Genomic DNA, 21,621 nt, shown 5'->3' on the forward strand with positions numbered 1-21,621 from the left:
CCGGCGTCTGCCGGCCCGTCCTCCGACTCTAGACTTTGACGCAACGTCAAAGTCAAGGTCCGCGGGAGAAGGCGCCTGGAGGGTTCGTGCGGCCGGACGGGAGCCTGCGGGACGGTAAGTTTGAGGCATGGTTTCCCCTTCCTCCCACGCCCCGGCTTCCCGGCTGCTCCGGCGGACGCTCACAGGTGCGGCTGCCGCCGTCGTCGTACTGGCCGCGACGGCATGTTCCCCGACCGGTTCGGTTGAGAGCGCCGACGTCCCGGCGTGGAAGGCCACCGCCCTGCCCCCGGTCCCCGGGACGGTGCTGGAGGATGCCGGCAAAATCCTGAACCGGAATCCGATCGTCCGGGCCGCTTCCGGCGTGCCCGCCGGCACCTACACCCTGACCATGACGTGCGACGGCGGCGGCAAGGCGTTCTTCGCCGTGAGCCTGGACGGCAGCCAGCTGGCCGAAGCAGGAGCCGCCTGTAACGGCAGCCGCGAAACCGCCCGCATCAAGGTGCCGGCCACGGGCGAGGTCACGCTCAGCACGTCCAGTGTGGATGCCCCGCTCATCTACGCCTACCACCTGGCAGCATCCGAGTAAGAACGGCCCGCAGCCTGGGCCCCGGGGTCCGGCCCAGTGCCCCTCTGATGGGCCGGGCCGACCCGGTCCTTTGGCCTCTGGCGTTTGATCCGAGGCAGCCCTAATCTCAGGGTATGCCAACTGTGCCGGCCAGCAGGGTGCCGCGACGGCGCACCCCGGCGGCCGCCGTGGTGCTCTCAGTTGCGGTGTTTCTCGGGGCGGTCCTGTCCGGCTGCGAATACGAATACAGCGCCGACCACTGGGACGATGATTCGCCCACCGCTGCCGCGCCGCCGAGCACTGACGCCGCCCTGCCCCGGGACCCCCACCTCAACGAGCCGGTGTCGGGCGCGGAGCTGGACGCCTGGGTCCATGACGTGCTGCCCGACGCCGCGGGGCAGGTCTTCCATACCGGTTTCGGGACGCTGGAGGCCGACGAGGAGCGGATAGAGAGCACCACCCTGCTGCCCCAGGGCACCTACGCCCTGACCCTGGCTTGCCGGAGCACCCGCCGGGTGTCCTTTTCCATCGAGAACGGTGAGGACGAACTCGTGGACCTGAGTCTCCGGTGCGGGACGACCAGGGTAAACGTGGTGCATCTGGCCGCAGCTGCCTCGCTCTCGATCAAAGTCGATGCGAACGGACCGGCGAACTTCGCCTACCGGGTGAGCCGCATCTGAGCGTTCCCCGCCGGCCAAAAGCCCGGATCGTGCCCTAGGCCGCGCAGCCTTCGGGGCATCGCAGGGTTTCGGGGCTGGCGGCGCACTCGACGCAGTAGAGCGTCAAGGTCCGGCACTCCGGATTCGAGCAGTTTTCGAATTTGCTCGTGGGCGCCGAACAGCGGACGCACTCGCCGATGGTCTTGGCGTCCCCGCTGAACTCGAGGTGCATGCGCTTGTCGAACACGTACAGGGAGCCTTCCCACAGGCCCTGGTCCTTGAAGGCCTCGCCGTAGCGGACGATGCCGCCGTCGAGCTGGTAGACCTCCTTGAACCCGCGGTTCACCATGAGGCTCGAGAGCACTTCGCAGCGGATGCCTCCGGTGCAGTAGGTGACAACAGGCTTGTCCTTGAGGGCGTCGTATTTGCCCGAGTCGAGTTCTTTGATGAAGTCATGGGTAGTGGCGACGTCGGGGACCACCGCGTCTTTGAACTTGCCGATCTGGGCCTCGAAGCCGTTGCGGCCGTCGAAGAACACCACCTCGTCGCCCTGCTGCTTCTTGGCTTCAATGAGTTCGTGCAGTTCCTCGGGCTTGAGGTGCGTTCCGCCGCCCACCACTCCGCCGGCGTCGACTGTGAGCTCGCCCGGGGCGCCGAAGGATACGATCTCGTCCCGCACCTTCACGCTGAGCCGCGGGAAGTCTGCCGCACCGCCGTCGGACCACTTCACGTCGATGTCGTGGAATCCCCTGTACTCCCGCGTGGCCTTGACATACTGCTTCACGGCATTCAGTTCTCCGCCGACCGTAGCGTTGATGCCGTCCTTGGAAAGGATGATGCGGCCGGTTAGCCCGAGTTTTTCGCACAGGGCCCGCTGCCAGAGCCGGACGGCGTCCGGGTCAGCGAGGGGGGTGAATCCGTAAAAGAGCACAATCCTGTTCAAAGCCACGCTTTTAAGGGTACTGGCTGGAACGGGGGGCCGGGCGACAGTCACAATTGGATAAGCAAGCGGCCTTCCCCCGACCCGGCCACTGTTGCTTGCGGCACGGCTGGAATACGCTCATCACATGAGTCTTGACGCCATGGTTGAAGACACCACCCACCTGCTGGAAGTCTGGGTTGCCGGATGGGCCGGCTGCCGCGGATATGAGACGCGCAGGGAGGGACGGTTCCCCGCGGCCTTTCGCGCGGACACCACCCACGAATGGGAATACTTCGCCTACGATCCCTCCGATGAGGAGTTCGCGGCGCTAGCAGCGAAGGCAGCTGAAGTTCCGGCCAGAGTCCTCACGATCCTCACCAACGATGTGGCCCGGTACACATTCCTGGGACAGCGGCACGGCATCCACGTCACCTCGGCCTCCCAGACCATGATGATCGTGGACATGGAGACTCAGGATTCGGAAGACCCCTGGCTTTCGGACGATGACCTCAAGCTTGCGACGTCCCGGACGGACGGAGTCCACCACGCGRTGGTCAGCGCAGGCGAGGAGGTCGCAGCCAGCGGACGCGTTTTCGTGGTGGGACACACCGCCATCTTCGACAACATCGTGACTTCACCGGCGTACCAGCGGCGGGGGCTGGGCAGCTTCATCATGAAGGCTCTGGCGGCCCAGGCGTTCGAACACGACGTCGACTCCGGGCTGCTGCTCGCCTCGCTGGACGGCCAAAAGCTCTATTCCCACCTCGGCTGGCGCATGGTGTGCCACGTCCTGATGTTGTCGACGTCGGACGAAGGGGCGGACCTGTCCGTCGGTTGAGGCGCTGCCCGCGTTTGCCGCCCGGGAACGGGCGCCCGGGGCAATCTGCCGTCCGCTGGGCGCCCCTGCGTGCTTTCCGTGTGGCCGGACGCCGAACCGAAGCCGCAGTGGCTGCCGGGCGGGCGATTTGAGGCCGGATGAAAGAATATGTGAGTGAACCCGCATGAGTCCTTGATTCCGTTGCTGGGCCGAGGCCCGGACCCGGAACAGCTGCGTCATGTGCGGACGATCCCGGCCCGCGAGGCCGTCAATGCGCCGTGGCCGGAGTGGTCCCACCCGGATCTCGTGAACGCGTACGGTTCCCTGGGCATCCACGAGCCCTACCTTCACCAGGTCCAGGCCGCCGAGCTGGCCCACGCCGGAGAGCACGTGGTCATTGCCACCGGCACGGCGTCCGGCAAGTCACTGGCCTATCAGTTGCCTGCCCTGGACGCGATCCACCGTTCCGAGCTCAGGGTCCTGTCCGATCCCGGGAAAATCCACGACGACGGCGCCGTGACCCTCTACCTGTCCCCCACCAAGGCGCTGGCCGCCGACCAGCTAGCAGCGATCCGGGCGCTGAAGCTCCCCACCGTCCGTGCCGAAACCTACGACGGCGACACCGATCCCGCTTCCCGGCGCTGGATCCGGGACCATGCGAACTTCATCCTCGCCAACCCTGACATGCTGCACTTCGGCATCCTCCCGAACCATGCGTGGTGGGCCAGGTTCTTCAGGCGCCTCCGCTATGTGATCGTGGATGAGGCCCACAGCTACCGCGGCGTCTTCGGCTCCCACGTCGCAAACCTCATGCGCCGGCTGCGTCGAATCTGTGCCTACTACAGCCCCGGCGGCTCGCATCCCGGACCCGTGTTCATCGCGGCGTCCGCCACGGCCTCTGACCCCGAGCAGTCCTTCGGCAGGCTGATCGGCGCACCAGTTCGTGCCGTTTCCGAAGACAGCTCCCCCCACGGGTCCACCACCGTGGCGTTTTGGGAACCTGCCCTGACAGAACTCCGGGGCGAAAACGGTGCCAAGGAGCGCCGGACCGCCGTCGCCGAGACCGCCGACCTGCTGGCCAACCTGGTGTCCTCCCGCACCCGGACTATCGCATTCATCAAGTCCAGGCGCGGGGCAGAGACAATCTCCGCCATCGCCAAGCGCCTCCTCGACGAGGTGGACCCCAGCCTGCCGCAGCGAGTGGCCGCCTACCGCTCGGGCTACCTGCCCGAGGAGCGACGGGCGCTGGAAAAGGCTCTGCGCTCGGGTGAACTGCTGGGCGTCTCGAGCACGTCGGCGCTGGAACTGGGCATCGACATTTCCGGACTTGACGCCGTGCTGGTCGCAGGCTGGCCGGGCACCCGCGCGTCGTTGTTCCAACAGATCGGCCGGGCGGGCCGCGCCGGCCAGGACGCGATCGCGGCCTTCGTGGCCAGCGACGACCCGCTGGACACGTACCTGGTGAACCACCCCGAGGCGATTTTCGACGTCTCGGTGGAAGCCACGGTCTTCGATCCCTCCAATCCATATGTCCTGGGCCCGCACCTGTGCGCCGCCGCTGCGGAACTTCCCCTCGGATTCGCCGAGTTGGAGCTCTTCGGGGCCACGTCGGAAAAGCTGCTGGACCGGCTGGTTCTGCAGGGCTACCTGCGCAAACGGCCGGCAGGATGGTTTTGGACCCATCCGCAGAGTGCCGCCGCCATGGTGAACCTCCGGGCCGACGGCGGTGGGCCGGTGAGTATCGTGGATGCCGAGACGGGCTCCTTGCTCGGCACCATGGATTCGCCCCAGACCCATTACCAGGCCCACACCGGCGCCATCTACGTCCACCAGGGCGACAGCTACGTGGTGGAGGACCTGAATGAGGACGACCACTGTGTGATGGTGCGCCGGGCGAACCCCGACTACTACACCACCGCACGGGACGTGACCCAGATCGAGGTCCTCGAAACGGAACGCACCACCCAGTGGGGCGATGTGGCCGTGCATTTCGGCGACGTGAAAGTGACAACCCAGGTGGTTTCCTTCCAGCGCAAGGCATTGATTTCGAACGAGATCCTCGGCGAAGAACCCCTGGAACTGGGCGCCAGGGACCTGTTTACCAAGGCGGTCTGGTTTGTCGTGGACAACCGCTCGCTGACCGGCGCGGGGCTGATCGAGGCACAGTTCCCCGGAGCCCTGCACGCGGCCGAGCACGCGGCCATCGGCCTCCTGCCGCTCGTGGCTTCCAGCGACCGCTGGGACATCGGAGGAGTGTCCACGGCCATTCACGCCGACACCGGCGTGCCCACCATCTTTGTCTACGACGGCCATCCCGGCGGGGCCGGCTTTGCCGAACGCGGCTACGACAAGGCCAGGTTGTGGCTGACCGCCACCCGCGACGCCATCAAGGCCTGCGAATGCGAGTCCGGCTGCCCCTCCTGCGTCCAGTCACCCAAGTGCGGCAACAAGAACAACCCGCTCGACAAGGACGCTGCCGTGACACTGATCGACGTGCTGCTCAAAGACGCCAGCGAACTGATGCATGCCGGCAACCCCGGCACTACGGCGTCCGCGGCCGCGACGCCGGGAGATAAGCCCGCCCAACCGCTCCGGGCCTGAACCTCGCCCCGGCCGCACTTCGGCGGCGCACGGCGGCGGCACGCCGGCGGGGGCCAGCCGCGGGCAGATTCGCGGCTCCTGGCATCCGGCAGGGAAGGGGGCATTGCTCACGGTGCACTCCCGCTCCCCGGCGCAGGGGGCGGTCCCGCTCGGGCCAGCCCTGTGGCCACCCCGAGGAACGGTCCCGCGCTAAGCTCGGTGCGGACCTGGACTGTGGTGTCCGGGCCTTCAGAACAGGCAATCATCGCGGCGTTGTTCTTCAGAGCGACCTCCCTGGCCACTGCGCAGGGCTCGCCGGACGTGATTCCCCGTGCCGCGTCCGCGGCGGCCAGCGCCGCGAGATCGGCAGCCGCGGCAGCCCTTGACGCCGCGACGGCCGATTGGGCAAGAAGCAGCAGCAAGACCACAGCCATGATGACCACCAGCCCGAGTCCCAGGGCCAAGACGGTCCCCGAGCCCCGCTCTGATGGCAGGCAGCGGTGCGGGGCACGGACGGGAGCCGGATTTCGGGGCCGCGGCCGGTGGGCCCGGGCATGTGCGGCCGGCATCAGGTGTCCTGCCACGGGGTAGGGGATGCACCATCCAGCCGGGGCTGTTGTGCCGCGCCGGGGGCCTCCGAACGCGCCCACGCACTGGCGCTGAGTGGCCACGGAATCAGGGACCCGACTGCCCCGGGGACGCGGCCGGTAACGGTGACCCTGCGCCATTCGCCGTCGAGCGTCACCTCGGATCCTGCAGTTTCGCCGGCGAGCCGTCGGACAATCTCTCCGACTTCGGCGGCCCCGGCTCCCCTCGCCAGTGCACGGGCACCGCCGCGGGCCGCTTCCTCGACGCGGAGTTGCGTCACCCCGGCCGCCGAACCCGCGAGCAGCAGGGCGAGCAGCAGGACGACCGAGGGCAACGCCACGGCGAACTCGGCAGTGACGGCCCCGCGGCCCTCCGTGGTTGGCGGCGGCTCCCCCCTGTGCGCACTCCTTTCAGCGCGCCAGATTTCGTTCATGGCAGCGTGAGCGCTGTCCGGATGAGGTTCAGGAGGAAACCGCGGACCTCATCGCTGCGCATGATGAAGACGAGGACCCCGGCGAACCCCACGGCAGCGAGGGTTGCGATGGCATATTCGGCGGTGGCCATTCCCGCCTGCGCGGACGCCGGCCCGGAGCGTCCGTGCGGTTGAACGGGAACCACCGAGCTGGCGCCTGGATAGATTTCATACACCTCGGCACCGCCGCCCTCCCCCGAATCCATGCGATTTGCGGCGGTGCGATTTGCAGCGGGTGTGTCCTGATTGATTGACATCTGTTTTCCTTCCACGGGACACCGGCCTGATCGCCGGCTGATTCGACTCTCCCGGCTTGGGCGTTGCGCCGTAAGCCCGCGTCTGCGCCAAGTGGAAAACATGCCCGAAGGTGGCGGCGTGGCCTGCTGTGGAGGAGAACTGGCCGGCGGTCACCGGGCGGCCAACGGACCGCAAGGCACCGGCCAGGCCGTGCCCGGCTCGCCACAGCACTGAACCCGAGGGGCTGCGGTCCTTACTGCGACGACAGTCTCTCGGGTTCAGTTGGGTGTTCAGAACTTCACGTAGGCCTTGCTAGGGGAGGAAGTACCCCGCGAGGTCGGCGATGAACTGGGCGGATCCCCCGGACCGGTTGAACAACGCCACCTTTCCGTCAGGACCGAGCGGGACCGAGACCAGGTTCGGCACGGTCTGTCCGGTGGCGAAGTTCAGGTTGGACGCATTGGGCCGTGCTGAGCCGGCCGGGTAGGCGGTGGCGAAGCCGAAGGACTTGGGCGAGGTGACCGTCAGGTTGAAGACAGCAGCCAACGCACCTGCCGGTACGCCGCGGGCCCCTGCGACCTGGAAGGACACCGGCGAATCCGCTGCGACCGAGAAGGTGTTCCGGGTATCCAGGATCCGGAGCGGTCCCATCGCCTTGAACGCACCCGTAGCAGTGGGCGTTCCCGGCAGGTAGTACCCTGCCACGTCGGCGATCAGGTGAGTCGTACCGGAGGACCTGTTGAACAGCGCGACCTTTCCGTTAGCACCCACGGGCACCGTGACCAGGTTAGGCACCGTCTGGCCTGCGGAGAAGTTCAGGTTGGACGCGTTGGGCCGCGCCGTTCCGGAAGGGTAGGCGGTCACGAAGCCCAGGGAACGTGCCTGGGTCACCGTCAGGTTGAACACCACCGCAGATACTGATGCCGGGATTCCGTTGACCCCCGCGACCTGGAAGGACACCGCTGAATCCGCACCGACAGCCGATGAGTTCCTGGTGTCCAGAAGCCGGGCGGGAGAAACGCCCTTGAACGAGCCCGCCGTGCTGGGTGTTCCGGTGACGTAATAGCCCGTCACGTCGGCGATCAGCTGGGACGATCCCGAGGACCGGTTGAACAGCGTGACCTTTCCGTTGGCGCCCACGGGAACCGTGACCAGGTTGGGCACAGTCTGCCCGGCGGAGAAATTCAGGTTGGACGCGTTGGGACGCGCTGTGCCGGACGCGTAGGCGGTGATGAATCCGACGGAGCGCGGTTGCGTCACAGTGAGGTTGAAGACGACGGCGGACACTTGGGCAGGGATGCCGTTGACCCCCGCGACCTGGAACGACACGGCAGAATCCCTAGCGACAGGAGAGCCGTTCCGGGTGTCCAGGACACGGGTGGGAGCGATGGGATTGAACGTTCCCGGAAGCTGGCCACCGGCCTTGCCGGCCTTGATGACGACGTCGTCAATGTAGCTGTCGCCGGCCTGCCGTCGGTGCTCCGCGCCGAGTTGCATCTTGGTGACGGCGTTAAAGCGGGTGGCGACCTGTTTGCTGGAATAGACGGTCTTTCCGTCGAACAAGACCTCGACCGTGGAGGAGGCTCCGTTGGGAACGACGTGCATGACCAGATGATGCCACGTGCCGAGCGGGACGTTCACCTTCATCGGCGTGTATTTCAGTGTTCCGTCAGGCGCCGCCACGCGCAGCCACAGGGCGCCGGCAGCGCCGTTATCGCGGAAGACATCCACGAACCGGGTGTTCCCGTTGAAGAAGCGGAAGTAGGGGACGTTGTTGCCCGCGACGCCTGGCTTGGTGACGTTGAACCAGCCGTCGGCGTAGACGTCGTTGCTGCCGGCAGGAAGCGGCGCGGAGAAATTGGCCAGGGAACCGGCCGCCGTCGTGACGTGAACATGGGCCGAGCAGCGGCCCGAGTGTTGCTCAGCGGAGGAGACATCGGCCGTGCCGGTCCCGGCCGTGGCTGGCGCGCTGAAGCCTGCGGTCGTGAGGCTTCCCGACTCGAAGTTCGTGGCAATCACCGTTCTGCCCGGGAATTGGTTGGTCGGTTGCGGCGCTCCCGGCTGGCAGGTCGGCACGGCGGCGGACGCCGGACTGGCACCGACCACCAAACCGGCCAACACTAGTAGGTTGAGCGCTGCAATCACGCCCGTTTTTTGCAGTCGAATCATTGATCTGCCCCCCTGGCATGGCTCCCACACGGTACGAGACCCCAGTAACTCCGGGATTCGAGGCGCCATGGAAGCGCTGTGAGTAGCCGACGCACGAGACCGCTCATACTCCGACGGTGCCTGCCCCAACGGTATCCCCCAGCAACTTGAATAAACCTTGGGCCCCGGCGCTCCCCCGGGCCGGCGGCGTCAGGCCGGGAGCAGCCCCAGGAGGACGGGCACCACGCCGAGGCACACAAACGCCGGCAGGGAGCACAGGCCCAGCGGCACCACGAGTTTCACGCCGAGCGCCGCCGCACGCTGCTCGGCAGCCCTGTTGCGTTCGCGGCGAAGCCGGGCCGCCTGGGCATAGAGGAGCGCCGAGGAGGGGGCGCCGGTGAGAGCGGCGAAGCAAAGGGCGTCACGCAGGGCGAGGAGCTGGTGCGCCCGGGCACCGGAACTGCGCCATGCGGTGTCCCAGTCGGCGCCGATTGCGAGTGCCGACACAACCGGCCGAAGTTGCCGCCCGAGTTCCGGTGGCACCAGGGCGGCGACGAGTTCGAGGGACCGGCCAAGCCCGGCACCTGCATCCAGCATGGCGCCGATCAGTTCCAGCATCATGGCGGTATCCCGCAGACCTGGGAAGCTGTGACGTCCGTGCCGGCCGGCGTCGGGGGGCACCGGGCTTCGGGCGGCCGGGTCAGCCGCGGCCCGAAAATGGCGCCGGAGCCGCAGGCGGACACGGTCCGGGCGGGCGAGGACCACGATGACTGCACCGGCGAGGCTCGCGGCCACCACGAATCCGGCCAGTTCGGGCCTCACGGCAGCCGCGGCGTCACGATGGGGATTCCGCCGCGGCCCGGACGAGCCTTGAGGACCACAGCCGGCCGACGGCGGTCAGTGCCAAACCTGCGGCCAACGCCGCGAGGCCCCAGGGGTTTGTCAGCAGTGTCGCCACCGGATCCACGCCGAGCAGCAGGCCCAGAGCCAGGCCCGACAGCGGGAGCCAAGTCAGCAGACGGACAGTTGCGCGGGGCCCCGCCAAGGCGGTCTGCCGGGCGGCCTCGGCGTCGTCCTCCGTCTCAAGGTGGGCGGCAAAGCGCGCCAGGACATCGGCCAGCGGGCAACCGCTGGCCTCGGCCGTGTCAAAACATGCGGCGAGCTCGCCCCAGACGCGAACCTCGCGGCGGGCCCGCACGCCCACGGCCCCCATGCCTGCGAGGGCGGTGCCCTCACCCGCTGTTCCGCCGGAGACCTCGCGACGGATGGCCGCGGCCACGGAGGACCCGCGCAGGGCGGCCGCGCGCGCGGCCGCCAGGATCCTGAGGGACTCCTGGCCGAGGACCGCTCCGGAGCCTGCGCGGGCCCGGTCGCGGGCGGACCCGTGACCCGCCATGTGGCCCGCGGACCAGCCCCGCGCAGCGTCCCCGCCGTACAGGACCCACAGTTCGTCCCACAGCCGGGCGGGGATGCGTCCGCCCTTCAGCAGCGCGGCCAGCTGCTGGACCACGGCGGTCATTGGGACGGGTCCGGCGCCTGCGTTTCCACCGCGCACACGGCCGAATCTTTCACGGGCACCTCGCCGGCGGGATCGCGGCTGCCCGTCGGCGGCGGAACTTCCCGTGCCGGTTCCTTGCAATGCCCTGCGGGTACGCTGACCGGCCGCGCGCGGGGAGGGAAATGCCAGCCACACGGCCAGGGCCAAAGCGATGATCAGGAGGGCGGTCATGGCAGCGTCCATTACCTCGGGGGTTCCTGTCCGGAACCCGGCGGGCGCTCGGCCGGCCGCGCCTCCTCTAGCTCGGAGGGGCCGGCCCCGGCCAACCCGGGATCCAGGCCGAGACGGTGCGCCAGCTGCGGCCAGGCCCGGTCGAAGCGGAGGCGGCCCTGTTGGATCTCCAGTGCGGCGGTGACGGCCAGGCCCGAGTCGTCGGCCTCCATGATTCCAATGCTCGCGATCTGGCGCCCGGTATCCGTCCGCTCGACATGCACGACGGCGTCGATCGCACTGGCGACCTGCAGCCGTACCGCGTCCTGGCCCATGCCGGCGAGCGCGCCAAGGGCAGCCAACCGGGCAGGCACAGCCGCGGCCTCATTCGCGTGGATGGTCCCGCCGCCTCCGGTATGGCCGGTGTTCATGGCCGAGAGCAGCTCGCGGACCTCAGCGCCGCGGCATTCGCCCACCACGAGCCGGTCCGGCCGCATCCTCAAGGCCTGGCGGACCAGTTCGCCCAGGTCCACGGCACCGCCGCCTTCCAGGTTTCCGTGCCGGGATTCCAGCGAGACGACGTGCGGGTGGACCGGATTCAATTCCGCGGCGTCCTCAATCAGGACGAGCCGCTCCCCGGGGTGGCAGAGTCCGAGCAGCGTCGCCAGCAACGTGGTTTTCCCGGAGCCGGTGGCCCCGCTGATGAGGAAGCTCAGCCTGGACGCCACCATGCGCTCGAGCACGGATTGGACCAGGCCCCCGACAGTCCCGGTCCCGAACATGCCGTCGCGTCTCAGCTCGGGCAGGGAGAAGACCGTGGCGCGGCGGATGCGCACACTCAGGAGCGTTCCGGCCGTGGAAATGGGCGGCAGCACCGCATGCACCCGGTAGCCGCCGTCGAGCCGGACGTCGACGCACGGCGAACCGTCATCCAGGCGGCGGCCGCCGGCTGCCACCAGCCTCGCGGCGAGGGCCCGGATCTGCGGCTCCCCGGAAAAGACGACCGACGCCTTTTCCAGACCGCCGCCGCGGTCCAGCCACACCGAGTCCGGCGCGTTGACAAAGATGTCCGTCACGGCGGGGTCCCGGGTGAGGGGCTGCAGGGGGCCCAGGCCGTTCAGTTCGGCGCTGATGCTTTCCACCGCAGCCAGGGCGCCGGCCGTGCCGAGCAGCCGTCCGCTCGCCTGGACCGCGGCAGCGACCCGCGACGGGGTCACCGGGGAGGCATCTGCCATGACAGACTCGCGCACGGACTCCAGCAGCGTCTGGTCGAGAAATCCCTGCGAACGGCGGCGGCCCGGTGCGCGCCGGGTGGGCTGTTCGGTGTCGGCGGGTTCCGCGGCCGCATGGGCACTCATGAGTCATCTCCTCCGTTCAGGTCAAGGACTCCGGCGGCGAACCGGCGGACGGCGCGCTGCCGGCCGGCTTCCAGAAGGCGGCCGAGTTCAGTTGCTCCGGCCAGACCCCTGATGTCCGGCATGATGCCCTGAAGGACAAGCCCCACGGAGTCCGCTAGCAGCGGCGCTTCCAAGGCGGCGCCGGGACTGGCCCGGACCACGAGCGCCGTGTCCACGGGAGGCAGCTCCTGCAGCAGCCAGGCTGTGGCGACGGCGGCCCGCAGCCGGGCGGGCGCAACAACGATAATCCGGTCGCATTCCCCGGCGAAGGCCCGGAGTGCCTCCCGATCCCGGCCAATATCCAGTACGACCAGCTCGCAGCCGCGGCGGGCGGCATCGAGAACCGCGGCCACGGTGCTCGCGTCCACACCGGCGGCACGGTCCCGGGTCCCCGGCCACGACAGGAAGGAGAATCCGCCGGCGACCGGCAGCGCATCGTCCAGCTGGGCGGGGTCGATGCTGCCGCTCACCCCGGCCAGATCCGGCCAGCGGAGCCCATGGGCGTCCTCGGCGGCCAACGCCAGTTCCAGGCCGCCACCCCAGGGGTCGCCGTCGATCAGCAACACGCGGATCCCGGTTCCGGCGGCGGACTGGGCGATCCAGATGGCGGCCGTCGTGGCCCCGGCACCGCCGCAGCCGCCTGTGAGACCCAGCACGAGTCCACCGGCTTCCGGCGCGCGGGACCTGCTCAGGTGTTCCGCCAGCCAGGCGGCCGCGTCCGGCAGCACCGCGACGCGTTCGGCCCCGATGGCGGCGGCCAGATGCCACAGCCCGTCCCCGTCACCTTTGAGGCCGAGCAGCACAGCAGGGGCCCTCCGCCGGGGCGGCAACTCGCGGATGTCGCTTCCCACCAGCACGGCGGCCGCTGCGTCCCAGAACGGTGCGGCCTCGGCAACGTCCTGCACCGTCCGCAACTGGCCGCCGGCCGCAGCGACGATGCGTTCCACCTCGCTGCGCAGCACATCGACCCCGGTGACGAGCAGGGTTTCCGCAGAATCCCCGGGGATCCAGGGCCCCGGCCCAGGCGGGGGCGGCGTGCCTGGACCACGTTCCTGGTGCCTGTTCATGCTGCCACTTTGCCCGGACCGGAAGCGCAGCGTAACCGCCGTCGTGGGCTATGTGGACAAGCTTCGCGGCTTTCCTGCACCCGAGACCAGGAAATGCGCACGGACCACGCCCCGGAGCAGGGCAGAATTGACCCTATGTACCTGCTGCTCGCTGCCCACGCCGACGGCGCGGCGCTGCAGCAACTCGCGGCGGATGGTGTCCCTGAACCGTCCAATCCGGAACCCCGGGTTGTCAGGGCCGGCGACCTCGCCGCAGTTGTGCGCGGGCTCGAGGAGCGGCAGCCGCGTTGGATCTGGCACCGCACGCAGGACTGGTACCCGGCGCTGCTGGGCGCCGGGGTGGAACTCGAGCGCTGCTACGACCTCACGTTGTGCGGGTCGATCCTGGCCCACTCGGAGTTCACCGCCCACACCGGCTATGCGCAGGCGGCGGAGAAGCTGACGCAGGATGACGAGCTGCACCAGCCGCCGCGGGGCCTGCAGCCCCCCGCCCCGCCGCCGGAACAGGGTGCCTTGTTCGACGCCCCGACTCCTGGTCGGCGCCCCGGCCAGTCCCTTGAGGCTCTTCGCGCCGAGTACGCCGCCCAGCAGGAGGCGCTGAGGCAGGCGGGGTCGGCCGCGGGCACGGCGATCGTCGCCGACGCCGGCCGGCGCCAACGGCTGCAACTGCTGCTCGCTGCGGAATCCGCCGGGGCCATGATCGCGGCTGAAATGCAACACACCGGCGTCCCGTGGCGGGAGGAACTGCACGAGCGGATTCTCGCGGATCACCTCGGACCCCGCCCGGCTCCGGGCCAGCGTCCGGCCAAACTCGAATCGCTCACGGCCGAACTCCGGCTGCTGCTGAAGTCGCCGGCGCTGAACCCGGACTCCCCGCAGGAGCTCATGCGCGCCCTGCACCGCAACGGCATCGAAGTGAAGACCACCCGCCAGTGGGAGCTGAAGGAATCCAGCCACCCCGCGATCGTGCCGCTGCTGGCCTACAAGAAGCTGGCCCGTCTCCACGCTGCCAATGGCTGGGTGTGGCTGGATACGTGGGTGAAGGACGGCAGGTTCCAGCCCGAGTACGTGGTGGGCGGCGTGGTGTCCGGCCGGTGGGCGTCCCGGGGCGGCGGGGCGCTGCAGATCCCGCGCCAGGTCCGCGGCGCCGTCCACGCCGATCCCGGCCACAAACTGATCGTTGCCGACGCCTCGCAGCTGGAACCGCGGGTGCTGGTGGCGCTGGCGCAGGATTCCAAAATGGCCGAGGCAGCCCGGGACAAGGACCTCTATGCGGGCATTGCCGCACAGGGCTTCGGCGGCGACCGGGCCAAAGCCAAGGTTGCCCTCCTCGGGGCAATCTACGGGGCGACCACGGGCGAGTCCGGACGGCTAATGCCGCAACTGGCCCGCACCTACCCCCGCGCCGTGGGCTTCGTCGAGCAGGCTGCCCGCGACGGCGAAGCCGGCAGGACCGTCACCTCTCGGCTGGGCCGGAGCAGCCCGCCGCCGTCGGAACGCTGGCTGCAGAGCCAGCACTCCACCACCGCGGAAGAACAGCGCCGGGCGGACTCAATCGCACGCTCACGCGGCCGCTTCACCCGGAACTTCGTGGTCCAGGGCTCGGCCGCTGACTGGGCGGCGTGCTGGCTCGCGGAACTGCGACGCCGGCTGCGCGCCATGCGGTCGGACGGCGCAGCCGCTGGCGAACTGGTGTTCTTCCTCCACGACGAAGTCATGGTCCACTGTCCCGAATCCGCCGTCGGTGACTGCATCAAGGCGATCGAGGAGTCCGCAACTGCCGCCAAGGAGCTGTTGTTCGGCCGCATTCCGGTGGAATTTCCGGTCAGCGTGGCCGTCGTGGACTCGTACGACAACGCCAAATGAGTGACCGATATCACTGCCTGTAACGTACCGGTCGGTAGCGTTGTGTGGGCTCCGTCACCGGGCTACCCTCGAGAAGGCCGGCGAATTCCCGTACGAACCGCCGGCTATTGCAACGACGCAAGGGATATTGGGGAGGCACAGGTTTGGCTGGCACTTTTGAGATCGCGCAGGCTGGCGACAAGGCATATTTCTTCAGGCTGACGGCGGCGGATGGCACGGTAGTGGCCGTGTCCCCGCTCTTCAGCTCCATCAAAAGCGCGGCGGCGGGCATCAACGCCGTGCGCGAGAATGCCGCGACAGGCCTGGTTGTGGATCGTTCCGGTACGCACAGGCGAGTCACCGCCAGCAGGGCAGGAGGACGGGCACTCGCTCCCCTTGCGGGCAGGGCGGTGGCCACCAGCTAGCAGTGCGGTGGCCTGCGGGCTTCACACATCGATCCCGTAGAGCCGCGCACGGTCCCAGGGAACGGCCCAGCCCAGCTGTTCAAAAAGCTGGTTCAGGATCATCCCGGTAAAACCCCACACCACCACGCCGTTGACGGTGAAGGCGGGGCTCTGAAACGTCTGTCCGGCCCGGCTGACCGTTGCCATCACCCGGTTGTCCGGGTCCAGCAGGTCCCGGACAGGAACACGGAACACCTGCGCGGATTCACCGTAGTCGACCACCCGGACCGGCGATTGGGCGGCCCACCAGGCCAGGACCGGGGTGACCAGGAAATTTCCCCGGGGCAGCGCCAGTTCAGGCATCACGCCGAGCACGTCCACGCCCGCAGGGTTCAGCCCGGTCTCCTCTTCCGCCTCGCGAAGGGCCGCATCGACCACGGATTCACCCGGGTCGATCCCGCCGCCTGGAAACGCCACCTGTCCGGGATGGTCCTCCAGGGTTTGGGCCCGCTGCAGCAGCAGCACGTCCAAATCGGCGGGAGCAAGCAACTTCTCGGACAACGCCGGAACGTTGTCCAGCGCGCCAAAGAGCATGAGCACGGCGGCCCTGCGGACCCGCTCGCCGGGTTCGACGGCAAGTTCCCGCCAGCGCGGATCCGGGGCCGGCGCCGTCCCTGCCTCCACCGCGGCAACGAGGTCGGCGAGGTCCTGGCGCGCGGTCACGGCTGCTTCCTCTGCGATTCCATCCGGATTTCGGCGGCGCGGTGTGTCTCGGCCCGCAACCGGGCCAGCAGCTCCTCCTGCCCGGGGGCGAGTTCGTACTTCAGCAGCTTCTTTGCCTTCTCCGGGTCGGTCTCGCCGGCGCCGTAACTGGGGCACCAGTTGGCGACGGCGCAGGCGCCGCAGGCCGGCTTGCGTGAGTGGCAGACGCGGCGGCCGTGAAAGACGACGCGGTGCGAGAGCATGGTCCAGTCCTTCGGCTCGAACAGCTCAGCGACGTCGGACTCAATCCGGACCGGATCATCGGACTCCGTCCAGCCAAAGCGCCGCGCCAGGCGGCCGAAGTGGGTGTCCACCGTGATGCCCGGGATGCCGAAGGCATTGCCCAGCACGACGTTCGCGGTTTTCCGCCCGACGCCGGGCAGCGTCACCAGGTCCTCCAGCCGGCCCGGCACCTCGCCGTCGTACTCGTCCACAAGCCGGGTGCACAGCGCGAGGAGATTTCTGGCCTTGGCGCGATAGAAGCCGGTGGGCTTGATGATGGCCTCCAGCTCGGCCGGATCCGCCTCCGCCATCCGCCGCGCATCCGGGTAGCGCGCGAACAGCAGGGGCGTGATCTGGTTGACCAGCACGTCCGTGGTCTGCGCGGACAGCACGGTAGCTATCACGAGCTCGAACGGGCTGCGGAAGTCCAGCTCCGCGTGGGCATAGGTGTACTGTTCCGCGAGTTCCCGGTTGATCCGGCGCGCGCGGCGCTTGAGCGCCAGGACAGACTCCCCGGACGCCCCCGGCGCACGGGTCTTGGCGCTCCCAGGGTCCGGGGTGCCGGATACCGTGCTGCCGGATGCCGTGGTCACGGGGGCGGGCTAACCGCGTTCGATGTTGCTGAGGTCCCGCAAAACGCCGAGCCGGCCGTCGGTGTGCTGAACCAGGAATTCGTTGCCGCGGTCCTCAAGGGCAAGGACCCAGCCGCCGGGTTCAATGACGAACGCCGGGGCCCCGGTGCGCTCGTCGACGGCGGTGCGGGGCTGTGCGACGGCGAACCAGAACGCCTCGTGCACCGGGTGGACATCGTGCTCCGCGGGCCGGCTCGCGGGATCCACGGTGGCGCCGATGGGCTCCTGCGCCCGGACCTGCTCCTGGGGCCGGACCTGGGGGTTGACGGTGGTCGGCGCACTGCCGCCGGCAGCCGCCGGGACGCCGGCAGCCTGGGTTTGCTCAGCGGCGGGCGGGGTCTGCGCAAGGGGTGCCGCGGCACTGGCGGCAGCGGCACCGGCAGGGGCAGGGACGCCGGCAGTCCGGGTCTGTTCCGCGGCGGCCGGGGCCGGCACGGCGGACGGGGCCGACACGGCGGACGGGGCCGGCGTCGACGGCGTTGACGCGCCCGCCGGCGCTGCAGCAGCCGCGCCGGCTGCTGGTACAACGCCCGAGATCTGGGTCTCCGGCGCGCTGGGAGCCGCAGCCCCCGGGGCCGCAGCGGATGCCGCGCCCGCGGAAGGGGTCCCGGCTGAAGGTGCCCCGACTGAAGGCGCGGCCGGTGAAGTTGCCGCCGGTGCGGCTGACTGGCCGCCGGTGACCGGGCCGGCGGTGGCCGGGCCGCCGCTGGCCGGGCGCTTGGCCCAGCCCGCGGCCGCCCCGGACTCGGCCGCACCGGATACGGCTGCCCCGGATGCCGCCGCCTTGGATGCACCTGTTCCCGCGGAGTCCTTGGCTGTTTTGGGCTGCTTCGGCGTCTTGGGCGCACGGGGCTTGTGCACCGGGGCGACAGCTTCACGGGCCACGACGTGGGCAGGCGTTTCCTCGCGGCCCAGGAAGTCACCGGCAAAGAACGGGATCCAGCGGGCCAGCACCGTGGCCGCGAAGAGCCCCAAGGCGCCAAGGAGCGCTATCAGCATGCTCGGCACGAACGCCCCGGCGGCGGCAAGGAAGAAGAAGGCCAGCGTGAAGGACGCCGCGACGGACGCGAACTGGTCGATCGACAGGGAGCCGATCCGGATCTTGGTCGACGGGCTGAGGCGGCGGGCCACGAACAACGCGGTGACAATGAGCGGAAGCACGATGCCCAGGCCCAGGAAGAACAGGCTGCCCAGGTTCCACAGGTTGTAGGCGAAGGCGAACATCGGAATCAGCGAGGCGATGAAAAGAAGCAGCGTGGAGCCGAAGACGGTGAGGTCACGGATGGTGAAGGGACCGAGGACGGCTTCGTTTTTCTTCCCGGTCTTCTTGTCCACCGTGAAGCGTGGCGCATCCCCGAACCCGGCGGGCCCCGGCTGCGCCGTTCCGCCCTGGCTCTGGGCGGGCGCCCGGAGCTGCCCGTTGTCTTGCTCGTTCATTCCGTATCTCCTTAGCATGGCGGCGCTCTGGACAGCGCCGTCTAACGGCAGGCAAGGACAGTACCCAAGCGGGTCCTGTCGCCTCCATCGGATGTCACAACTTCATCTCAGCCTAGCCAAGTGGCTGGCCGATCACTAGCTGACAAGCCGAGGGCGGACACAGCAGAATTCTCCGGCTTTCCGAATCCCGGACGCTTGCGCCGGGCCGCCGTCCAGGGCCGCCAACGAACCACTCGGCGCTTAACAAACACCGCTCACGGCGCTGTTTGTGACGGGGCGCACGTTTGGTCGGACCCGCGTATTAGTGTTTATTCCAGACAGCTCCAGCGGGCACTGCCGCGGTCTGCCGCCGCCCGACGCCGCGCATGCGGCCCGGCGTGGAGGCGACGCGCACGGCCGCGCAGCCCGGATCGATGAATGATGAGGTTCACCATGTCCCAGCAGACACCAGGCTCCATGGCCACGCAGGCGGCCAACGGCGACGCTTTCGAAAACCTGTCCCAGGAGAACCGCCGGTTCGCGCCTTCGGCCGAGTTCGCGGCGAATGCGGTGGTCACCGCCGGCGAGTACGCCGAGGCCGACGCCGACCGCCCCGCGTTCTGGGCGAAGCAGGCCCGCGAACTGCTGAGCTGGTCCAAGGACTTCACCCAGGCGCTKGACTGGTCCAACCCGCCGTTCGCGAAGTGGTTCGTCGGCGGSGAGGTCAACGCCGCCTACAACGCCCTGGACCGGCACGTCGAGGCCGGCCACGGGGACCGGGTGGCGATCTACTTCGAGGGCGAGCCCGGCGAYACCCGCACCTACACCTACGCACAGCTCACCGAGGAAGTGAAGAAGGCCGCGAACGCCTTCGAGTCSCTGGGCGTGGCCAAGGGCGACCGCGTCGCGGTCTACCTGCCCATGATCCCCGAGGCCGTCATCACGCTGCTGGCCTGCGCCAGGATCGGCGCCATCCACTCCGTGGTCTTCGGCGGCTTCTCCGCCGAGGCCCTGCGTTCCCGGATTGACGACGCGGAGGCCAAGCTTGTGGTCACGGCCGACGGCACCTACCGCCGCGGCAAGCCCAGCGCCCTGAAGGCCGCCGTCGACGACGCGTTGTCCCACACGGGAAATGGCGACGGCCACACCGTGCGGAACGTCGTTGTGGTCARGCGCAACGGCCAGGACGTGGACTGGCACGAGGGCCGGGACCACTGGTGGGCGGACACCGTCGGCGCCGCGTCGGCCGAGCACACCGCCGTCGGGCACGACGCCGAACACCCGCTCTTTATCCTCTACACCTCCGGCACCACGGGAAAGCCCAAAGGCATCCTGCACACCACCGGCGGCTACCTCACCCAGACCGCCTACACGCACAAGGCGGTCTTCGACCTCCACCCGGAGACCGACGTCTACTGGTGCACCGCCGACGTCGGCTGGATCACCGGGCACTCCTACGTCGCCTATGCCCCGCTCATCAACGGCGCCACGCAGGTCATGTACGAAGGCACGCCGGACTCCCCGCACCAGGGCCGCTGGTGGGAGATCGTGGAGAAGTACAAGGTCTCCATCCTCTACACCGCCCCCACCGCGATCCGCACGTTCATGAAGTGGGGCAAGGACATCCCGGCCCGGTCCGACCTCTCCTCGATCCGCGTCCTCGGCTCCGTCGGGGAACCCATCAACCCGGAAGCCTGGATGTGGTACCGCGAGGTCATCGGCGCCAACGCCGGCAAGAACGGCGAACGGAAGGCGAACCCCGCACCGATCGTGGACACCTGGTGGCAGACCGAGACCGGGGCACAAATGATCGCCCCGCTGCCYGGCGTCACGGCCACCAAGCCCGGCTCGGCCCAAGTCCCGCTGCCCGGCATCGCCGTGGACGTCGTGGACGAGCTCGGCGAATCGGTGCCCAACGGCCACGGCGGCTTCCTGGTGATCCGCGAACCGTGGCCGGCCATGCTGCGCGGGATCTGGGGCGACCCGGAGCGGTTCAAGGAAACGTACTGGTCCCGCTTCGAGACCATGTACTTCGCCGGCGACGGCGCCAAGAAGGACGAGGACGGCGACCTCTGGCTGCTGGGCCGGGTSGATGACGTGATGAACATTTCCGGCCACCGGCTCTCCACCGCCGAAATCGAGTCCGCCCTGGTGTCCCACCCCGCGGTGGCGGAAGCCGCCGTCGTCGGAGCCGCGGACGAGACCACCGGCCAGGCCGTCGTCGCCTTCGTGATCCTTCGCGGGGATGCCGTGGACTCCGGCGACGACACCGTCCAGGAACTCCGCAACCATGTGGGCAAGGAAATCGGTCCGATCGCCAAGCCCAAGACCATCCTCGTGGTTCCCGAACTGCCCAAGACCCGGTCCGGCAAGATCATGCGCCGCCTGCTCAAGGACGTCGCGGAAGGCCGCGAGGTCGGCGACGCGACCACCCTGGCCGACAACACAGTCATGGCCCAGATCGCGCAATCGCTGAAGAAATAAGCCGCGCAACGCCGCGCACGCCCGACGAAGGCGCCGCCCACTTTTGGTGGGCGGCGCCTTCGTCGTCGTACGTGCTAGCGTCCGCTTGCGGCGGAGGCTTTGACGGGATGTTCCAGGCTGCGCATCACCCCGTCCGTGACGTCGTCGATCCCGCCCATGCCGTCAACCTTGGCCAGTATGCCGCGCTCGGCATACTTCGCAACCACAGCTTCCGTCTGCCCGTGGTACAGGTCCAGCCGGTGGCGGATCACGGCCTCGTTGTCGTCGCTCCGCCCGGTTTCCTTGGCACGGTGCAGGAGGCGGGAGACCAGTTCCTCGTCGTCGGCAGTCAACTGCAAGACGACGTCAAGAACCTGGTCGCCGGACGCCAGAATGTCGTCCAGCTCGTCAACCTGGCACGTGGTGCGCGGGTAGCCGTCCAGGAGGAAGCCTGACGTGGCGTCTTCCTGCAGCAGTCTGTCCCGCACCATCTTGTTGGTCACGCTGTCCGGGACGAAGTCGCCGTTGTCGATGTACTTCTTTGCTTCCAGCCCCAGCGGTGTTCCGCCTTTGACGTTGGCTCGGAAGATGTCGCCGGTGGAGATCGCAACGACGTCGAGGCGCTCGGAAATCCGTTGCGCCTGGGTGCCTTTGCCGGATCCGGGCGGGCCAATAATCAACATTCTCGTCATTTGTGGGTCCTTCGTGGTGCCGTCG

Annotated in this window: 20 protein-coding genes; 7 read left to right on the top strand and 13 right to left on the bottom strand. The window is 68.8% G+C overall.

What is annotated here, in order from left to right; translation table 11 throughout:
* The first annotated feature begins 127 nt into the window (after positions 1–127).
* Together AC1DR1_RS01270 and AC1DR1_RS01275 are read left to right on the top strand one after the other, a co-directional pair.
* Positions 128–586, top strand: a complete 459-nt coding sequence (locus tag AC1DR1_RS01270) for a hypothetical protein (RefSeq protein ID WP_364746484.1) — start codon at positions 128–130, stop codon at positions 584–586.
* 113 nt (positions 587–699) lie between these two features.
* Positions 700–1,245, top strand: a complete 546-nt coding sequence (locus AC1DR1_RS01275) for a DUF6023 family protein (RefSeq protein WP_229993713.1) — start codon at positions 700–702, stop codon at positions 1,243–1,245.
* 34 nt (positions 1,246–1,279) lie between these two features.
* Here AC1DR1_RS01275 and trhO read toward each other — a convergent pair whose 3' ends face one another.
* Positions 1,280–2,173, bottom strand: coding sequence for an oxygen-dependent tRNA uridine(34) hydroxylase TrhO (gene trhO, locus AC1DR1_RS01280; RefSeq protein ID WP_476992078.1), 894 nt, complete (start codon positions 2,171–2,173; stop codon positions 1,280–1,282).
* A 118-nt stretch (positions 2,174–2,291) separates the two neighbouring features.
* Here trhO and AC1DR1_RS01285 point away from each other — a divergent pair, with 118 nt between their 5' ends.
* Positions 2,292–2,984: a GNAT family N-acetyltransferase gene (locus AC1DR1_RS01285; protein WP_476992079.1), complete on the top strand. Its 693-nt coding sequence runs from the start codon at positions 2,292–2,294 to the stop codon at positions 2,982–2,984.
* Positions 2,985–3,137: 153 nt separating this feature from the next.
* Positions 3,138–5,564: a DEAD/DEAH box helicase gene (locus AC1DR1_RS01290; RefSeq protein ID WP_476992080.1), complete on the top strand. Its 2,427-nt coding sequence runs from the start codon at positions 3,138–3,140 to the stop codon at positions 5,562–5,564.
* Positions 5,565–5,671: 107 nt separating this feature from the next.
* On the opposite strand, the gene AC1DR1_RS01295 is transcribed toward AC1DR1_RS01290, so the two are convergent.
* The 8 genes from AC1DR1_RS01295 to ssd form a co-directional block, all read right to left on the bottom strand.
* The gene (locus AC1DR1_RS01295; RefSeq protein WP_476967518.1) at positions 5,672–6,037 is read right to left on the bottom strand and encodes an Rv3654c family TadE-like protein; all 366 of its coding nucleotides are present in this window, start codon (positions 6,035–6,037) and stop codon (positions 5,672–5,674) included.
* A gap of 74 nt (positions 6,038–6,111) precedes the next feature.
* On the bottom strand, positions 6,112–6,564 hold the full coding sequence (locus AC1DR1_RS01300) for a TadE family type IV pilus minor pilin (RefSeq protein ID WP_476992081.1): 453 nt from the start codon (positions 6,562–6,564) through the stop codon (positions 6,112–6,114).
* On the bottom strand, positions 6,561–6,860 hold the full coding sequence (locus tag AC1DR1_RS01305; RefSeq protein ID WP_229993708.1) for a DUF4244 domain-containing protein: 300 nt from the start codon (positions 6,858–6,860) through the stop codon (positions 6,561–6,563). The genes AC1DR1_RS01300 and AC1DR1_RS01305 overlap by 4 nt, the downstream gene beginning before the upstream one ends.
* A 292-nt stretch (positions 6,861–7,152) precedes the next feature.
* Positions 7,153–8,859, bottom strand: coding sequence for a LamG domain-containing protein (locus tag AC1DR1_RS01310; RefSeq protein WP_229993707.1), 1,707 nt, complete (start codon positions 8,857–8,859; stop codon positions 7,153–7,155).
* Between the two features lie 339 nt (positions 8,860–9,198).
* On the bottom strand, positions 9,199–9,810 hold the full coding sequence (locus AC1DR1_RS01315; protein ID WP_229993706.1) for a type II secretion system F family protein: 612 nt from the start codon (positions 9,808–9,810) through the stop codon (positions 9,199–9,201).
* 13 nt (positions 9,811–9,823) lie between these two features.
* Positions 9,824–10,543, bottom strand: coding sequence for a hypothetical protein (locus tag AC1DR1_RS01320; protein ID WP_476992082.1), 720 nt, complete (start codon positions 10,541–10,543; stop codon positions 9,824–9,826).
* A gap of 185 nt (positions 10,544–10,728) precedes the next feature.
* Positions 10,729–12,054, bottom strand: coding sequence for a TadA family conjugal transfer-associated ATPase (locus AC1DR1_RS01325; protein ID WP_476992083.1), 1,326 nt, complete (start codon positions 12,052–12,054; stop codon positions 10,729–10,731).
* The gene (ssd, locus tag AC1DR1_RS01330) at positions 12,051–13,160 is read right to left on the bottom strand and encodes a septum site-determining protein Ssd (RefSeq protein WP_229993703.1); all 1,110 of its coding nucleotides are present in this window, start codon (positions 13,158–13,160) and stop codon (positions 12,051–12,053) included. The genes AC1DR1_RS01325 and ssd overlap by 4 nt, the downstream gene beginning before the upstream one ends.
* Positions 13,161–13,295: 135 nt before the next feature.
* On the opposite strand from ssd, the gene AC1DR1_RS01335 reads away from it, so the two are divergent.
* On the top strand, positions 13,296–15,026 hold the full coding sequence (locus AC1DR1_RS01335; RefSeq protein ID WP_229993702.1) for a bifunctional 3'-5' exonuclease/DNA polymerase: 1,731 nt from the start codon (positions 13,296–13,298) through the stop codon (positions 15,024–15,026).
* Positions 15,027–15,169: 143 nt separating this feature from the next.
* Positions 15,170–15,430, top strand: a complete 261-nt coding sequence (locus tag AC1DR1_RS01340) for a YegP family protein (protein ID WP_476992084.1) — start codon at positions 15,170–15,172, stop codon at positions 15,428–15,430.
* A 21-nt stretch (positions 15,431–15,451) separates the two neighbouring features.
* Here AC1DR1_RS01340 and AC1DR1_RS01345 read toward each other — a convergent pair whose 3' ends face one another.
* From AC1DR1_RS01345 to AC1DR1_RS01355, 3 genes are all read right to left on the bottom strand, one after another.
* Positions 15,452–16,132, bottom strand: a complete 681-nt coding sequence (locus AC1DR1_RS01345; protein WP_229993701.1) for an NUDIX hydrolase — start codon at positions 16,130–16,132, stop codon at positions 15,452–15,454.
* On the bottom strand, positions 16,129–16,896 hold the full coding sequence (gene nth / locus AC1DR1_RS01350) for an endonuclease III (RefSeq protein WP_476992165.1): 768 nt from the start codon (positions 16,894–16,896) through the stop codon (positions 16,129–16,131). Before nth ends, AC1DR1_RS01345 begins: the two co-directional genes overlap by 4 nt.
* A 99-nt stretch (positions 16,897–16,995) precedes the next feature.
* Positions 16,996–18,462 carry a hypothetical protein gene (locus tag AC1DR1_RS01355; RefSeq protein ID WP_476992085.1) on the bottom strand — a complete coding sequence of 489 codons (1,467 nt, stop codon included), beginning with the start codon at positions 18,460–18,462 and terminating at the stop codon, positions 16,996–16,998.
* A 432-nt stretch (positions 18,463–18,894) separates the two neighbouring features.
* On the opposite strand from AC1DR1_RS01355, the gene acs reads away from it, so the two are divergent.
* On the top strand, positions 18,895–20,925 hold the full coding sequence (acs, locus tag AC1DR1_RS01360) for an acetate--CoA ligase (RefSeq protein ID WP_476992086.1): 2,031 nt from the start codon (positions 18,895–18,897) through the stop codon (positions 20,923–20,925).
* A 74-nt stretch (positions 20,926–20,999) separates the two neighbouring features.
* On the opposite strand, the gene AC1DR1_RS01365 is transcribed toward acs, so the two are convergent.
* Entirely contained in the window at positions 21,000–21,587 is a 588-nt protein-coding gene (locus tag AC1DR1_RS01365) for an adenylate kinase (RefSeq protein WP_229991993.1), read from the bottom strand.
* Positions 21,588–21,621: the final 34 nt, after the last annotated feature.

The organism is Arthrobacter sp. P4_F10 (genome assembly GCF_056401435.1).

Excerpts from the sequence above, each read along its gene's own strand:
- AC1DR1_RS01270 (WP_364746484.1), top strand. The coding sequence starts at position 128 with ATGGTTTCCCCTTCCTCCCACGCCCCGGCTTCCCGGCTGCTCCGGCGG.
- AC1DR1_RS01275 (WP_229993713.1), top strand. The coding sequence starts at position 700 with ATGCCAACTGTGCCGGCCAGCAGGGTGCCGCGACGGCGCACCCCGGCG.
- AC1DR1_RS01300 (WP_476992081.1), bottom strand. The coding sequence starts at position 6,564 with ATGAACGAAATCTGGCGCGCTGAAAGGAGTGCGCACAGGGGGGAGCCG.
- AC1DR1_RS01305 (WP_229993708.1), bottom strand. The coding sequence starts at position 6,860 with ATGTCAATCAATCAGGACACACCCGCTGCAAATCGCACCGCCGCAAAT.
- AC1DR1_RS01325 (WP_476992083.1), bottom strand. The coding sequence starts at position 12,054 with ATGAGTGCCCATGCGGCCGCGGAACCCGCCGACACCGAACAGCCCACC.
- ssd (WP_229993703.1), bottom strand. The coding sequence starts at position 13,160 with ATGAACAGGCACCAGGAACGTGGTCCAGGCACGCCGCCCCCGCCTGGG.
- AC1DR1_RS01335 (WP_229993702.1), top strand. The coding sequence starts at position 13,296 with ATGTACCTGCTGCTCGCTGCCCACGCCGACGGCGCGGCGCTGCAGCAA.
- AC1DR1_RS01355 (WP_476992085.1), bottom strand. The coding sequence starts at position 18,462 with ATGAACGAGCAAGACAACGGGCAGCTCCGGGCGCCCGCCCAGAGCCAG.
- AC1DR1_RS01365 (WP_229991993.1), bottom strand. The coding sequence starts at position 21,587 with ATGTTGATTATTGGCCCGCCCGGATCCGGCAAAGGCACCCAGGCGCAA.